Raw genomic sequence first — 13,963 nt, 5'->3', positions numbered from 1 at the left:
TCAGCGGTCCACGTCGGCCATAACGAAGTCGATACTGCCCAGGTAGGCGATCAGGTCCGCAATCATGCTGCCGCGGATAACCGCCGGAATCTGTTGCAGGTGCGGGAAGCTGGGCGTGCGGATACGCGTGCGGTAGCTCATGGTGCTACCGTCGCTGGTCAGGTAATAGCTGTTGATGCCCTTGGTCGCTTCGATCATCTGGAAGCTCTCGTTGGCGGGCATCACCGGCCCCCAGGACACTTGCAGGAAATGGGTGATCAGGGTCTCGATGTGCTGCAGCGTGCGTTCCTTCGGCGGCGGCGTAGTCAGCGGATGGTCGGCTTTGTAGGGACCTTCGGGCATGTGATTCAGGCATTGCTCGATGATTTTCAGGCTTTCGCGCATTTCACCCATTTTGACCATACAACGGTCATAGGCGTCGCCATTGACCGCCAGCGGCACTTCGAAGTCGAAATGCTGATAGCCGGAGTAGGGGCGGGCTTTGCGAATGTCGAAGTCACAGCCTGTAGCGCGCAGGCCGGCACCGGTGGTGCCCCATTCAAGGGCTTCCTTGGTGTTGTAAGCAGCGACACCTTTGGTGCGACCGATCAGGATGCTGTTCTTAAGTGCGGCCTTTTCATATTCGTTGAGGCGCTTGGGCATCCAGTCGAGGAACTCACGCACCAGCTTTTCCCAGCCGCGCGGCAAGTCGTGGGCGACTCCGCCAATGCGGTACCAGGCAGGGTGCATGCGAAAGCCGGTGATGGCTTCAATCACCTTGTAGGCGCGCTGGCGGTCGGTGAAGGTAAAGAAAACCGGCGTCATGGCGCCGACGTCCTGAATATAGGTGCCAAGATAGAGAAGGTGATTCTGGATGCGGAAGAACTCGGCCATCATCACGCGGATGAAGTCGACGCGGTCGGGGACGGTGATCCCGGCCAGTTTCTCCACCGCCAGCACGTAGGGCAGGTTGTTCATCACTCCGCCGAGGTAGTCCACCCGGTCGGTGTAGGGAATAAAGCTATGCCAGCTCTGGCGCTCGGCCATCTTTTCGGCGCCACGATGGTGGTAGCCGATCTCCGGGACGCAGTCGACGATCTCTTCGCCATCCAGTTGCAGGATGATGCGGAAGGCACCATGGGCGGAGGGGTGGTTGGGGCCGAGGTTGAGGAACATGAAGTCCTCGTGCTCGCCCTGGCGCTTCATCCCCCAGTCTTCGGGCCGGAAGCGCAAGGCTTCCTGTTCCATGTCCTGCTTGGCGGCGCTCAGGCTGTACGGGTCGAATTCAGTCGCGCGTGCCGGGTAGTCCTTGCGTAGCGGGTGGCCTTCCCAGGTGGGCGGCATCAGCATGCGGGTCAGGAACGGGTGGCCCGTGAAGGTGATGCCATACATGTCCCAGACTTCGCGCTCGTACCAGTTGGCGTTCGGCCAGATACGGGTAGCAGTCGGCAGATTCAGGTCGCCTTCCATCAGCGACACTTTAATCATCACGTCGCTGTTTCGCTCTAGCGACATCAGGTGATAAAAGACGCTGAAGTCGGCGCCGGGCAGCCCGCGGCGCTTGGTGCGCAGGCGCTCATCGACGGCGCTCAGGTCGTAGAGCATCACGTACGGCTTGCTGACCTGGCGCAGGGCGCTAAGGACGTCGATGAGCTTTTCGCGCTGCACCCACAGCACGGGCATGCCGGTGCGAGTAGGTTGTTCGATGAAGGTTTCGGCGCCGAAGCGCGCATTCAGTTCGGCGACGACATCCTGGTCGTCAGCCCGGTAAGGCGGGATGTACAGAGCACTGCCTGCAGTCATGATCTCGATCACTTTCGGTCAACGGTGGAGTGAGTCAGGTGCAGGTGAACAGGCACCTGCGACGCTGGGTCACACTTCGTCTGGGCTGCGCAGGTTGGTAACCTGTATGCGTTGTTCGCGGCGCTGTTCTTTTTGTGACGGCATCTCGGCGCGGTAAACGCCTTGATCGCCAACCACCCAGGACAACGGCCGACGCTCCTTGCCAATGGATTCCTGCAGCAGCATCAGCCCTTGCAGAAACGCCTCGGGGCGCGGAGGGCAGCCAGGGATATAAACGTCCACCGGCAGGAACTTATCCACGCCCTGAACGACCGAGTAGATATCGTACATTCCCCCCGAGTTGGCGCAGGCTCCCATGGAAATCACCCATTTCGGCTCTAGCATTTGCTCATAGAGACGCTGGATGACCGGTGCCATTTTGATGAAAGGCGTGCCGGCAATCACCATGAAGTCAGCCTGACGTGGCGAGGCGCGAATCACTTCTGCACCGAAGCGGGCAACGTCGTGGGGGGCAGTGAAGGCGGTGGTCATTTCCACATAGCAGCAGGAAAGGCCAAAGTTATACGGCCAAAGGGAGTTTTTTCGCCCCCAATTCACTGCGTTGTGCAGAACATCTTCAAGTTTGCCCATGAAGATGTTCTTGTGGACCTGATCTTCGAGAAGTGGATCGGTTACGGTCTCCCGCTGACCGATCGGATACTGCTCATTCGGAGCATCCGGGTCGATTCTGGTAAGCGTGTATTGCATTGCCAAAGCCTCATTGTTTTAGCTTCGCCTGTCGTTCGCGACGGCCGGAAGGCGCCCAGTCGAGCGCTCCGATCCGCCAAAGATAAACAAGACCCGCCAACAGAATTGCTATGAAAACGGTAGCTTCAATGAGGCCTGCCCAGCCGCTTTCGCGCACTGAAACAGCCCAGGCAAAGAGAAATAGGGCTTCAATGTCGAAGATCACGAAGAGCATCGCGACCAGATAGAATTTTGCCGACAGGCGTAGACGAGAACTGCCGGTGGAAACGATGCCGGATTCAAACGGCTCGTTTTTGCTGCGTCCCCACGCCTTGCTGCCGAGCAGGCTGGAGACTCCGAGCATGAATGCACACAACGCCACAATGCCAAAAATGAAAACGGCAAATGCCCAATTGTGGGAGAGGCTGGAAACATCGGTCATGCCGGACTCCTGTGGGGGACTACTGATGCGTCTATGAGGCGACGCAGAGCGTACCGCCCGTGAAGAGCCAGTAGTGTAGGCTCGATATGAGGGCAAGTAAATTGCCCCTCGGAGCAATTGACTTTGTTCTGTATGGAGGCGCTATTAACTGCCTTTAGCGGCTTTTAGCTCTTTTCGCCCAGTAAAAAGCCCTGACATTGCTGTCAGGGCTTTTGGCTGCACCTTACCAGGCGACTTACGCCGCCCGGCAACCGTCCTTAGTGGAACTGGTTCATGGTGTTGTCCTTGCCACTTGCCTTCAGGGCAGCTTCACCCGCGAAGTATTCCTTGTGGTTGTCACCGATGTCGGAGCCAGCCATGTTCTGGTGGCGGACGCAGGCGATACCCTGGCGGATTTCCTCACGCTGTACGCCCTTCACGTAGGCCAGCATGCCTTCGTCGGCGAAGTAGCCCTTGGCCAGGTTGTCGGTGGACAGGGCCGCAGTGTGGTAGGTCGGCAGAGTGATCAGGTGGTGGAAGATACCAGCCTGAGCAGCACCGTCACGTTGGAAGGTCTGGATGCGGCGGTCAGCCTCGACAGCCAGCTCGGTGTTGTCGTACTCAACGCTCATCAGCTTGGCGCGGTCGTAGGCGGTGACATCCTTGCCTTCGGCGACGAATGCATCGTACACCTGCTGGCGGAAGTTCAGGGTCCAGTTGAACGACGGGCTGTTGTTGTACACCAGCTTGGCGTTCGGGATGACGTCGCGGATGCGGTCAACCATGGCCTTGATCTGGCCCACGTGCGGCTTCTCGGTTTCGATCCACAGCAGGTCGGCGCCGTTTTGCAGCGAGGTGATGCAGTCGAGTACGCAACGGTCTTCGCCGGTGCCAGCGCGGAACTGGAACAGGTTGGACGGCAGGCGCTTGGGACGCAGCAGCTTGCCACCACGGTTGAGAATCACGTCGCCATTGCCCAGTTCGGCAGGGGTGACTTCTTCGCAGTCCAGGAAGGAGTTGTACAGGTCGCCCAAGTCGCCCGGCTCGTTGGTCACGGCGATCTGCTTGGTCAGGCCGGCACCCAGGGAGTCGGTACGAGCAACGATCACGCCGTTGTCGATACCCAGTTCCAGGAATGCATAGCGGACTGCAGCGATCTTGGCGAGGAAGTCGGCGTGGGGTACGGTAACCTTGCCGTCCTGGTGGCCGCACTGCTTCTCATCGGACACCTGGTTCTCGATCTGGATGCAGCAAGCACCGGCTTCGATCATTTTCTTAGCCAGCAGGTAGGTGGCTTCCGGGTTGCCAAAACCGGCGTCGATGTCGGCAATGATCGGTACGATGTGGGTTTCGTAGTTGTCGATCTGGTTCTGGATGTCGGCAGCCTTGGCCTTGTCCCCAGCTTCGCGGGCTTCGTCCAGAGCGGTAAATAACAGGTCCAACTCGCGGGAATCAGCTTGGCGCAAGAAGGTGTACAGCTCTTCGATCAGATCGGAGACGGCTGTTTTCTCGTGCATGGACTGGTCGGGCAGCGGGCCGAAGTCGGAGCGCAGCGCGGCGACCATCCAGCCGGACAGGTACAGATACTTCTTGTTGGTGGTCTTCAGGTGCTTCTTGATGGAGATCATCTTCTGCTGACCGATGAAGCCGTGCCAGCAACCCAGCGACTGGGTGTAAACGGAAGAGTCGGCGTCGTACTCGACCATGTCCTTGCGCATGATGTCGGCGGTGTACTGTGCGATTTCCAGGCCGGTCTTGAAACGGTTCTGAGCGCGCATACGGGCGACCGATTCCGGGTTGATGGCGCTCCAGCTGTTGCCGTACTGCTCTTTCAGGGCGGCGATAGCTTTGATGTCGTTCTGATAAGCGGACATGGTCAATCCTTTCAAACAAGATATTGATTTGATTACGTACCGACTTTCCCGACTACAAACCTATCTGTTGAAGGTGTTTGTTGCGGGTGCTGCCGCTGGAGCGCAGAGATGGCGACTGTGGGAGGTAGACAAGAAGGGGGATGAAACGAACAACCAAGATCCCGATGTTTCTGCTCGGCACGCACAGGCTTCGCTTGGCTTGGGTCTTGCGCTGAATCAATCGCTTCCCCGTCCCTGAGGACGACCTCGTTCCAGTCGCAACCTCGTCGATCGCCCGGTAAGGCTGAATCGGCACTAAGCGGCTCGGCTGGTTGGCTGGAGCGCGCTCAGGAGGCCCTGTTTAGAGCCTCTGGTTAGCGGGAGCGAGGGCATCATGCTATGGAAAAAAGGCTTCGTCAAATGTTTTGTAGTGTTTTTTGTCGGGCACTACATAATTCATGTGCCGATGCTGCGGACTGCCTTTTATGGAATCACATCGACCTTCACGCGCAAGATGAAGTCATCTGGCGAGCCGGTCGAATGGCGCACAACGGTGCCGCCATGCTGTGCTCTGTAGGACTCGCCTGAGCTGCCGATCAAAATCCACTCACCCAACGGTCCGCTTACGCGTGTGTCGGCTTGGCGGGAGTTGATGATCTCGCGGGAGCTCTGGTCCAGGCTGTCATGCTGGCTGCTGAGTGCAAGGTGCACGATGTCACCGCTGAGTCTGGCGGTCACATACAGTCCGCGGGCCAGATCACGGTGTTGGGTATCGGCATACAGCTCTCCGTAGGGGCCGCTGGAAAACGAGGTGATCGGTATGCTTTGGCCCGTCTGGATCAGTGCGGGATAGCCTTCGCTGGCGTGGACTTGCTGCACCTCACCGTTGCGGGTGGTGCTGTGGTTAATGATTCGCAGTGGAGCTCGGGAATGATCGGGGCCTTTGATGTTGTATGTGCCACTCTCCTGGCTTGAGACACTGATCAGCAGCCGTCGGGCAGGGGCGTCCAGCCGTTCGGCAAGTTCGCGCAGCTCGCGGATTTTTTCAGGCGTGCTAGTAACGATCAGTTGATTGCCGTAAGCGGTGACGCTGCCTTCCCCGTTCAGGACGGCTTGTGCCGCTGGAAGAAGGTCTTCAGCAAGACGGTGCTTGAGAGGAAGCAGCTCCGTGGCGGCCTGGGTAGACAGGCTGGCGCACAGAAGCAGGGTCAGGGTGCAGAGCTGAGTGCGCAGGTTCATCGTAGGGCGTCCTTATTCGCGGGTGCCCCGTCAGCATACTGCGTGAATGCAGCCTGAGACAAAGCGAACCAAGGCTCAGTGGCGCTGACAAAAAGCCGCGGCGCAGGAAGCCCCCGCCGGGCATTGTCTGTTTGCCTGGCGGGATGCTGGCTTGTGCTTATTGGCTCTGGCGTACCATGTCGACATGAGGGATGCCGGCTTCGAGGAACTCGTCGCTGACAATGGTAAACCCCAGTCGCTCATAGAAGGCGGTGGCGTGTACTTGGGCGGTAAGAAACTGGCGCTGCAAGCCGCGTCGTTCGGCCTCGGCAATCACCGCCTTCATCAGCTCGGCGCCGATGTGCAGACCTCGCCAATCCTTGAGCACCGCAACCCGGCCGATGTGTCCATCGGTGAGGAGGCGTGCGGTACCGATCGGGTAATCACCTTCGCAGGCAAGGAAGTGTACGGCGCCCGCATCTTCGGCGTCCCACTCCAGTTCCGGGGGTACGGCTTGCTCGGTGATGAAAACCGCTTCGCGGATGCGCTGCAGGTCAGCGTTATCCCTTTGCCAGTCGGCAAGGCGTATATGGATATTATTCATGGGCGAATTCCAGGCTTCCCTGTTTGATCAGTTCGCAGAGCAGATCACGTCCCTCTTCATCGCTCAGCCACTGGGCAAGATTATCCGCGTGCAATGCGTCGGCTGAGCAAACCAGCTTGAGCAGGTCACGCAGATGAGTGGGCAGCAGGCGGCTCTGGCCGCTGGCGAACAACAACAGACCTACATCGATTTCACTCCAGGCCAGGCGAGCGCTGGGGTTGCGAATCAGGACTGCGCCGTCTTCCAGGTCTGCGAGCAGATCTTCAGCTGTGGTTTCCGGGCCTGCGACGCGTTCAGGGTAGCGCGGTTCGGTCATGAACTGGCCGAACCAGGTCATCAGCAGGCGTTCATCGCTCATGTGCTCGGTCAGCAAGTTTTTCAAGCGTACCAGGGCGTCGTTCTGAATCTGCGAAGGGTCGTCCTGGGGTTCCAGGTCGGCATCACTGTAGCGCTCTTCATCCGGAATGAACTGGGCGAGAAAGTCGGTGAAGTGGGTCAGGACTTCGCTGGCGCTCGGTGCGCGAAAACCTATCGAGTAGGTCATGCATTCATCTTCGGCAGTGCCGAAATGTGCCAGGCGCGGGGGCAGATAAAGCATATCGCCGGGTTCGAGTACCCAGTCCTCGGTGCCTTCGAATTCGGCGAGGATTTTCAGGTCTTGATGATCCAGCAGCGGGCTTTCGCTGTCGCACATCTGGCCGATGCGCCAGCGACGTTTACCGTATCCTTGTAGCAAAAATACGTCGTAGTTGTCGTAATGCGGGCCGACGCCGCCGCCGGGCGCGGCGTAGCTGATCATCACGTCATCGATGCGCCAGTTGGGAAGGAAGCGGAACTGTTCCAGCAGTTCAGCGACTTCCGGGACGAATTGGTCGACCGCTTGTACAAGCAGGGTCCAGTCGCGCTCCGGCAGGTGCTGGTAAGTATCTTCGGCGAACGGGCCGCGGCGCAATTCCCATGGTTGCTCGCCGTGCTCGAGAACCAGGCGGGATTCGATTTCTTCCTCGAGCGACAGGCCAGCAAGTTCGTCAGGCGAGATCGGGTTTTCAAAATCCGGAATGGCCTGGCGAATCAACAGCGGTTTTTTCTGCCAATAATTGCGCAGAAATTCGCGCACGCTCATGCCGCCCAGAAGTTGAAGTGGTGTATTAGAAGTCATGGTTAAGACCTTGCTCTTACGTAAGAGCTAAAAATAAAAACGCCCGGCTGAGCCGGGCGCGGAAGTCATTTCGGCACTCAGATGCGTTTGGCCTGCACCACGGCGTTGCCGATGTAGGCAGCCGGGGTCAGCTTACTCAGTTCAGCCTTGGCTTCGGCGGGGATATCGAGGCCGCCGATAAAAACCTTCAGTGCTTCCGGGCTGATGCCCTTGCCGCGGGTCAGTTCCTTGAGTTTTTCGTAGGCGTTTTCCACCGCATAGCGGCGCATGACGGTTTGCACCGGCTCGGCCAGCACTTCCCAGCAGGCGTCCAGGTCTTCAGCGATGCGCTGAGTGTTCAGCTCCAGCTTGCTGATGCCCTTCAGGGTGGCCTCATAGGCGATGACGCTGTGGGCGAAGCCAACGCCCAGATTGCGCAGCACGGTGGAGTCGGTCAGGTCGCGCTGCCAGCGGGAAATTGGCAGTTTGCTGGCCAGGTGTTGAAGTACCGCGTTGGCGATTCCCAGGTTGCCTTCGGAGTTCTCGAAGTCGATCGGGTTGACCTTGTGCGGCATGGTCGATGAGCCGATTTCGCCAGCGATGGTGCGCTGTTTGAAATAACCGAGGGAAATGTAGCCCCAGATATCGCGATCGAAATCGATCAGAATGGTGTTGAAGCGCGCAATGGCATCGAACAGCTCGGCAATGTAGTCGTGCGGCTCGATTTGGGTGGTGTAGGGGTTCCAGCTCAGGCCTAGGTCGTTCTCAATGAACTCGCGGGCATTGGATTCCCAGTCGATGTCCGGGTAAGCGCTGAGGTGGGCGTTGTAGTTGCCAACGGCGCCATTGATCTTGCCCAGTAGCGGTACGGCCGCAACCTGGGCGATCTGACGCTCGAGGCGATAGACTACGTTAGCCAGCTCCTTGCCCAGTGTGGTCGGCGATGCCGGCTGGCCATGGGTGCGTGACAGCATCGGGACGTCGGCGAACTGCACGGCCAACGCGCGAATGGCGTCGGCCAACTGGCGCATCAGCGGCAGAATCACGTCGTCGCGACCTTCACGCAGCATCAGGGCGTGGGACAGGTTGTTGATGTCCTCGCTGGTGCAGGCGAAGTGGATGAACTCACTGACAGCGGCCAGCTCGGGTAGCTGCTTGGCCTGCTCCTTGAGCAGGTACTCCACAGCCTTCACGTCGTGGTTTGTCGTGCGTTCGAACTCTTTCACGCGCTCGGCGTGCTCTATCTGGAAATTTTCAGCCAGTTGGTCGAGCAGTCCATTGGCGGCTGAAGAAAAAGGAGCGATTTCCGGAATGCCAGGGTGAGCGGCCAAGCGCTGCAGCCAGCGTACTTCGACCAGAACACGGCTTTTGATCAGACCGTACTCACTAAAAATCGGGCGCAGAGCGCTGGTTTTGCCGGCATAGCGGCCATCGACGGGGGAGACCGCAGTGAGCGAAGAAAGCTGCATGGGTATTCTCTGGAAGTCGGGGGCGGAAAAAGGGCGCATATGATACCTGAAAGCAAGGGGGTATTGGCGGGCAGGTATCAGGCGCGGTTCGTGTTACGAGCGGTGCGGGTCTGAAAACCTAGCTTTCATTGCCGCGTAGCAGGGGGTAAAGCTCGTTGAGCAGCTTGCGGCGACTGAAGACCAGCTGCCAGCGATGACCGCCCAGCTGCCGCCACAGGCGTGCGGAGCGAATGCCGGCAAACAGCAGTGTGCGGATTTTCGCCGCGTTGCCGCTCTGCTGCAGGAAGCGTGTGTCGCCTTGCACCTGAATGCGCTGGCGAAAGGTGCTCAACGTGTCCTGATACAGCGCGCCAAATGAGGCGATGACGTTGTCATGGCTAATGCCGAAGTGCTGCACCTGTTGTTCGATCTGCTCTAGTCGGCTGCCAATGATGTCCTGCAAATCTCCGCGTTTATCCAGTTGCCGCTCCAGTGCAAGCATGGCCAGGGTATAGCGCAAGGGGTCGCGTTGCAGGTTGGTTGGCGAGCGCTCCAGAGTACTTGCCAGGGCGCGGTATCCGTCACGCAAGTACAGATCGTCACCTCCGTACACCGCCAGGGTGTTTTCTGGGTTGCGTACGAGCAGACTGCCTACCATGCAGGCCAGGGCGGGCTCGCTGCTTTGTCCGGTACGGGCAATCCGGTCGACCTGAATGGCGGCATTGAAGACTGCGCTCAGGGCAACCAACTGCTCTTGTAATGGCGTCATGCCGATACTCCGTTTCGCGAATGCCAGGGTTCCGCGCTCTCGATCACGCCGCCGCCGAGGCAGACTTCGCCGTCGTAGAACACCACGGACTGGCCGGGTGTTACAGCGCGTTGCGGTTCGTCGAATTCGACGCGATAGCCCTTGTCGGCGGCGTGCAGGACGCAGGGCTGGTCGTTCTGACGGTAGCGCACCTTGGCGGTGAGGCGTTTCGGTGCGCTAAGGTCGATCGGGTTGACCCAATAGATGTCCGAGGCAAGCAGGGCGCGTGAAAACAGCCAAGGGTGGTCATTGCCCTGGCCGACAATCAGTACGTTGCGCGACAGATCCTTTTCCAGCACGTACCAGGGCTCATCGCCTGCATCCTTGAGTCCGCCGATGCCCAGGCCCTGGCGCTGGCCGATGGTGTGGTACATCAGGCCGTGATGACGGCCAATGGTCTCGCCTACGGTCGTTTCGATAGTGCCGGGTTGGGCAGGGAGGTACTGCTTGAGAAAATCGCTGAAGCGGCGCTCACCAATAAAGCAGATCCCGGTGGAGTCTTTTTTCTTTGCCGTCACCAGACCGTACATTTCGGCGATGGCGCGCACTTGAGGCTTTTCCAATTCGCCCACCGGGAACAGCGTCTTGGCGATTTGTTCACCGCCTACGGCATGCAGGAAATAACTCTGATCCTTGTTTGGATCCAGGCCTTTGAGCAGTTCGCTACGCCCGTCGAGGTCGCGACGACGCACATAGTGGCCGGTGGCGATCAGCTCGGCGCCTAGCGTCAGGGCGTAGTCGAGAAAGGCTTTGAACTTGATTTCGCGGTTACACAGAATATCGGGATTCGGTGTGCGGCCTGCCTTGTATTCTTCCAGGAAGTGCTCAAAGACATTGTCCCAATATTCTGCAGCAAAATTGGCGGTGTGCAGCGTGATGCCGAGCTTGTCGCACACCGCCTGGGCGTCGGCCAGGTCTTCGCGTGCGGTGCAATATTCCGTGCCGTCGTCTTCTTCCCAGTTCTTCATGAACAGGCCTTCGACCTGGTAACCCTGCTCCATCAGCAGCAAGGCAGATACGGAAGAGTCCACACCGCCGGACATGCCGACGATGACGCGAGTAAGAGTTGGATTGGGCATGGGACCGAAATAATGACAGCGGAAAGCGGCGATTCTACCAGATAAGCACCGTTGCAAACGCCGTATGGGCTTGCGAGGGGTTAGCGAATCAGACCAAGCGAAAAGTGCTCGCCGCCCAGGTAATCGTCGATGCAGCGCAAGACCAGCTCGCTGCGCCAGTGAGCGCGCTCGGCCAGCAGTTCATCGCGGGTCAGCCAACGAGGGCCGATGATGCCATGGTCCAGCGGGCTGTCGGGCAGGTGGCGCAAGGGGCGCGCGCTGAAACAGACGCGTTGGTAGGTGACGCCGTTACTGGGTGCGGTGTAGAGGTAGATACCGGTCACTGCGATCAGCTCGACCTCCCAACCGGTTTCTTCCAGGGTTTCACGCACGGCGGCCTGGAGCAGGGTTTCGTTGGCTTCGAGATGTCCGGCAGGCTGGTTGAAAACCGCCTGCCCGCCCGCCAGTTCCTCGACCAGCAGGAAACGTCCCCGGTCTTCGACAATGGTGGCGACGGTGATGTGGGGGTGCCAATCCATGTTGAGTGTCTCGTAAGTGGGTTTTGGGGCCTGGAAACAAAACCCCCGGCAAGGCCGGGGGTTTTGTGCTTTCGCCAGAAGCTGCGCGCGTTACCTTAAGCCAGTGCGTCGATCACTGCATTGAAGGTGTTGCTCGGGCGCATGACCTTGCTGGTCAGTTCCGGGTTGGCGCAGTAGTAACCGCCGATCTCGGCAGGCTTGCCCTGGGCCTGGTTCAGCTCGGCAATGATGGTCGCTTCCTGCTCGCTCAGTGCCTTGGCTACGGGTGCGAAGTGAGCGGCCAGAGCGGCATCTTCAGTCTGTGCTGCCAGGGCCTGGGCCCAGTACAGTGCCAGGTAGAAGTGGCTGCCGCGGTTGTCGATCTCGCCGACCTTGCGCGACGGCGATTTGCCGTTGTCCAGCAGCTTGCCGGTGGCTTCGTCCAGGGCTTTGCCTAGCAGCTTGGCCTTGGTGTTGTTGGTCTTGATGCCGGTTTCTTCCAGGGAGACGGCCAAGGCCAGGAATTCACCCAGGGAATCCCAGCGCAGGTGGTTCTCTTCCACCAGCTGCTGTACGTGTTTCGGTGCCGAGCCGCCGGCGCCGGTTTCATACATGCCGCCGCCTGCCATCAGCGGGACGATCGAGAGCATTTTGGCCGAGGTGCCCAGTTCCATGATCGGGAACAGGTCGGTCAGGTAGTCGCGCAGTACGTTGCCGGTCACCGAGATGGTGTCCAGGCCACGGATCAGGCGCTCCATGCTCACGCGAATGGCTTCGTTGTAGTCCATGCAACGGATGTCGAGGCCGGTCAGGTCGTAGTCCTTGAGGTACAGGTCAACCTTCTTCTTCAATTCGCGATCATGGGCGCGCTCCTGATCGAGCCAGAAGATGGCCGGAGTGTTGGACTGGCGGGCGCGATTGACGCCTAGCTTGACCCAGTCGCGGATCGGGAGGTCCTTGGTCTGGCAGGCGCGCCAGATATCACCGGCTTCGACTTCGTGCTGGATCATCACGGTGCCGTCTTCCAGGGTCACGCGCATGATGCCGTCGGCAGCCATTTCGAAGGTCTTGTCGTGGGAGCCGTATTCCTCGGCCTTCTGCGCCATGAGACCAACGTTGGAGACCGAGCCCATGGTGGTGGGGTCAAAGGCGCCGTTGGTCTTGCAGAAGTTGATCATCTCCTGGTAGATGCGGGCATAGGTGCTTTCCGGCATCACTGCCTTGGTGTCTTTCTGCTTGCCGTCGCGGCCCCACATCTGACCGGAGTTACGGATCATTGCCGGCATGGAGGCATCAACGATCACATCGCTGGGAATGTGCAGGTTGGTGATGCCCTTGACCGAGTCGACCATGGCCATTTCCGGGCGATGGGCATAGGTCTCGTGGATGTCTTGCAGGATTTCTTCCTGCTGGGCGGAGGGCAGCGACTTGATCTTGTCGTAGACGCTGGACAGGCCGTTGTTCGGGTTGACGCCGATTTCTTCAAACAGCTTGCCGTGCTTCTCGAACACGTCCTTGTAATAGACGGTCACGGCGTGGCCGAAGACGATCGGGTGGGAGACCTTCATCATGGTCGCCTTGACGTGCAGGGACCACATGACGCCGGTTTCCTTGCAGTCCTGCAAGGTTTGCTCGAAGAAGGCGCGCAGCTTGTTACAGCTCATGAACATGCCGTCGAGAATTTCGCCTTGCTGAAGGGACAGCTCCTTCTTGACTTCGACCTGGCCGTTTTTGCCAACGAATTCAATGCGGACCTTGCCAGCCTTGTCCATAGTGAAGGACTGTTCGCTGGAGAAGAAGTCGCCGCCGCGCATGTAGTCTGCGTGGGACTGGGACGCCATGCTCCACTTGCCCATGGAGTGCGGGTACTTGCGTGCAAAGGCCTTGACCGCGGCGGGTGCGCGACGGTCGGAGTTGCCTTCACGCAATACCGGGTTTACCGCGCTGCCCAGTACTTTGCTGTAGCGAGCGCGGATCTCATGGTCGGCGTCGCTCTGCGGGTCTTCGGGGAAATCGGGGATCTGGTAGCCCTGGGCCTGCAGTTCGGCGATCGCGCCCTTGAGTTGGGGGATCGAGGCGCTGATGTTGGGCAGTTTGATGATGTTGGCTGCCGGCGAGGTGGCCAGTTGCGCCAAGTAAGCAAGATCATCCTGAATCTGTTGTCCGTCGAGTTTGTCTGCAAAGGCGGCGAGGATCCGGGCGCCTAGAGAGATATCGCGGGTTTCGACGTCAATGTCTGCTGAGGAAGCGAAGGCTTTTACGATGGGGAGAAGCGAGTAAGTGGCGAGGGCAGGGGCTTCGTCGGTGAAGGTGTAGGTAATCTTCGAGCGATTGGACATCAGAGTAGGACTCTCTCTCTTGCGGTGCGGGCACGGATCTCGAGGCGCGC

General features: G+C 59.1%; 13 protein-coding genes. 1 reads left to right on the top strand and 12 read right to left on the bottom strand.

What is annotated here, in order from left to right; all coding sequences use genetic code 11:
• From nuoC to ACTV8E_RS06300, 4 genes are all read right to left on the bottom strand, one after another.
• Complete coding sequence (nuoC, locus tag ACTV8E_RS06315; RefSeq protein ID WP_443198918.1) at positions 1-1,782, bottom strand: NADH-quinone oxidoreductase subunit C/D; 1,782 nt, start codon at positions 1,780-1,782, stop codon at positions 1-3.
• 69 nt (positions 1,783-1,851) lie between these two features.
• Positions 1,852-2,529 (bottom strand): NuoB/complex I 20 kDa subunit family protein, encoded by a 678-nt coding sequence (locus ACTV8E_RS06310; protein WP_251835894.1) that lies wholly within the window; start codon positions 2,527-2,529, stop codon positions 1,852-1,854.
• Between the two features lie 10 nt (positions 2,530-2,539).
• Positions 2,540-2,950, bottom strand: coding sequence for an NADH-quinone oxidoreductase subunit A (locus ACTV8E_RS06305; RefSeq protein ID WP_251835895.1), 411 nt, complete (start codon positions 2,948-2,950; stop codon positions 2,540-2,542).
• Positions 2,951-3,207: 257 nt separating this feature from the next.
• Positions 3,208-4,803: an isocitrate lyase gene (locus tag ACTV8E_RS06300; RefSeq protein ID WP_273538714.1), complete on the bottom strand. Its 1,596-nt coding sequence runs from the start codon at positions 4,801-4,803 to the stop codon at positions 3,208-3,210.
• On the opposite strand from ACTV8E_RS06300, the gene ACTV8E_RS06295 reads away from it, so the two are divergent.
• The gene (locus ACTV8E_RS06295; protein WP_443198917.1) at positions 4,802-5,041 is read left to right on the top strand and encodes a hypothetical protein; all 240 of its coding nucleotides are present in this window, start codon (positions 4,802-4,804) and stop codon (positions 5,039-5,041) included. The genes ACTV8E_RS06300 and ACTV8E_RS06295 overlap by 2 nt on opposite strands.
• 224 nt (positions 5,042-5,265) lie before the next feature.
• Here ACTV8E_RS06295 and ACTV8E_RS06290 read toward each other — a convergent pair whose 3' ends face one another.
• The 8 genes from ACTV8E_RS06290 to ACTV8E_RS06255 form a co-directional block, all read right to left on the bottom strand.
• Entirely contained in the window at positions 5,266-6,021 is a 756-nt protein-coding gene (locus ACTV8E_RS06290) for a secretin N-terminal domain-containing protein (protein WP_443198916.1), read from the bottom strand.
• A gap of 157 nt (positions 6,022-6,178) precedes the next feature.
• A complete protein-coding gene (locus ACTV8E_RS06285; protein WP_251835898.1) occupies positions 6,179-6,604 on the bottom strand; it encodes a GNAT family N-acetyltransferase in 426 nt (141 codons plus the stop codon).
• On the bottom strand, positions 6,597-7,763 hold the full coding sequence (locus tag ACTV8E_RS06280; RefSeq protein ID WP_443198915.1) for a ribosomal protein uL16 3-hydroxylase: 1,167 nt from the start codon (positions 7,761-7,763) through the stop codon (positions 6,597-6,599). Before ACTV8E_RS06280 ends, ACTV8E_RS06285 begins: the two co-directional genes overlap by 8 nt.
• Positions 7,764-7,840: 77 nt before the next feature.
• Positions 7,841-9,211 (bottom strand): adenylosuccinate lyase, encoded by a 1,371-nt coding sequence (gene purB / locus ACTV8E_RS06275; RefSeq protein WP_443198914.1) that lies wholly within the window; start codon positions 9,209-9,211, stop codon positions 7,841-7,843.
• Positions 9,212-9,329: 118 nt separating this feature from the next.
• Positions 9,330-9,959, bottom strand: coding sequence for a high frequency lysogenization protein HflD (hflD, locus tag ACTV8E_RS06270; RefSeq protein ID WP_443198913.1), 630 nt, complete (start codon positions 9,957-9,959; stop codon positions 9,330-9,332).
• Positions 9,956-11,077, bottom strand: a complete 1,122-nt coding sequence (gene mnmA / locus ACTV8E_RS06265) for a tRNA 2-thiouridine(34) synthase MnmA (protein ID WP_443198912.1) — start codon at positions 11,075-11,077, stop codon at positions 9,956-9,958. Before mnmA ends, hflD begins: the two co-directional genes overlap by 4 nt.
• A gap of 80 nt (positions 11,078-11,157) precedes the next feature.
• Positions 11,158-11,595 carry an NUDIX hydrolase gene (locus ACTV8E_RS06260; protein WP_443198911.1) on the bottom strand — a complete coding sequence of 146 codons (438 nt, stop codon included), beginning with the start codon at positions 11,593-11,595 and terminating at the stop codon, positions 11,158-11,160.
• Between the two features lie 95 nt (positions 11,596-11,690).
• Complete coding sequence (locus ACTV8E_RS06255; RefSeq protein WP_443198910.1) at positions 11,691-13,913, bottom strand: NADP-dependent isocitrate dehydrogenase; 2,223 nt, start codon at positions 13,911-13,913, stop codon at positions 11,691-11,693.
• Positions 13,914-13,963: the final 50 nt, after the last annotated feature.

Origin of the sequence: Pseudomonas sp. B392_1p (assembly GCF_052245235.1) — a bacterium.
GTDB classification, from domain to species: domain Bacteria; phylum Pseudomonadota; class Gammaproteobacteria; order Pseudomonadales; family Pseudomonadaceae; genus Serpens; species Serpens gallinarum.
This window is presented reverse-complemented; position numbering and strand designations above follow the sequence as displayed.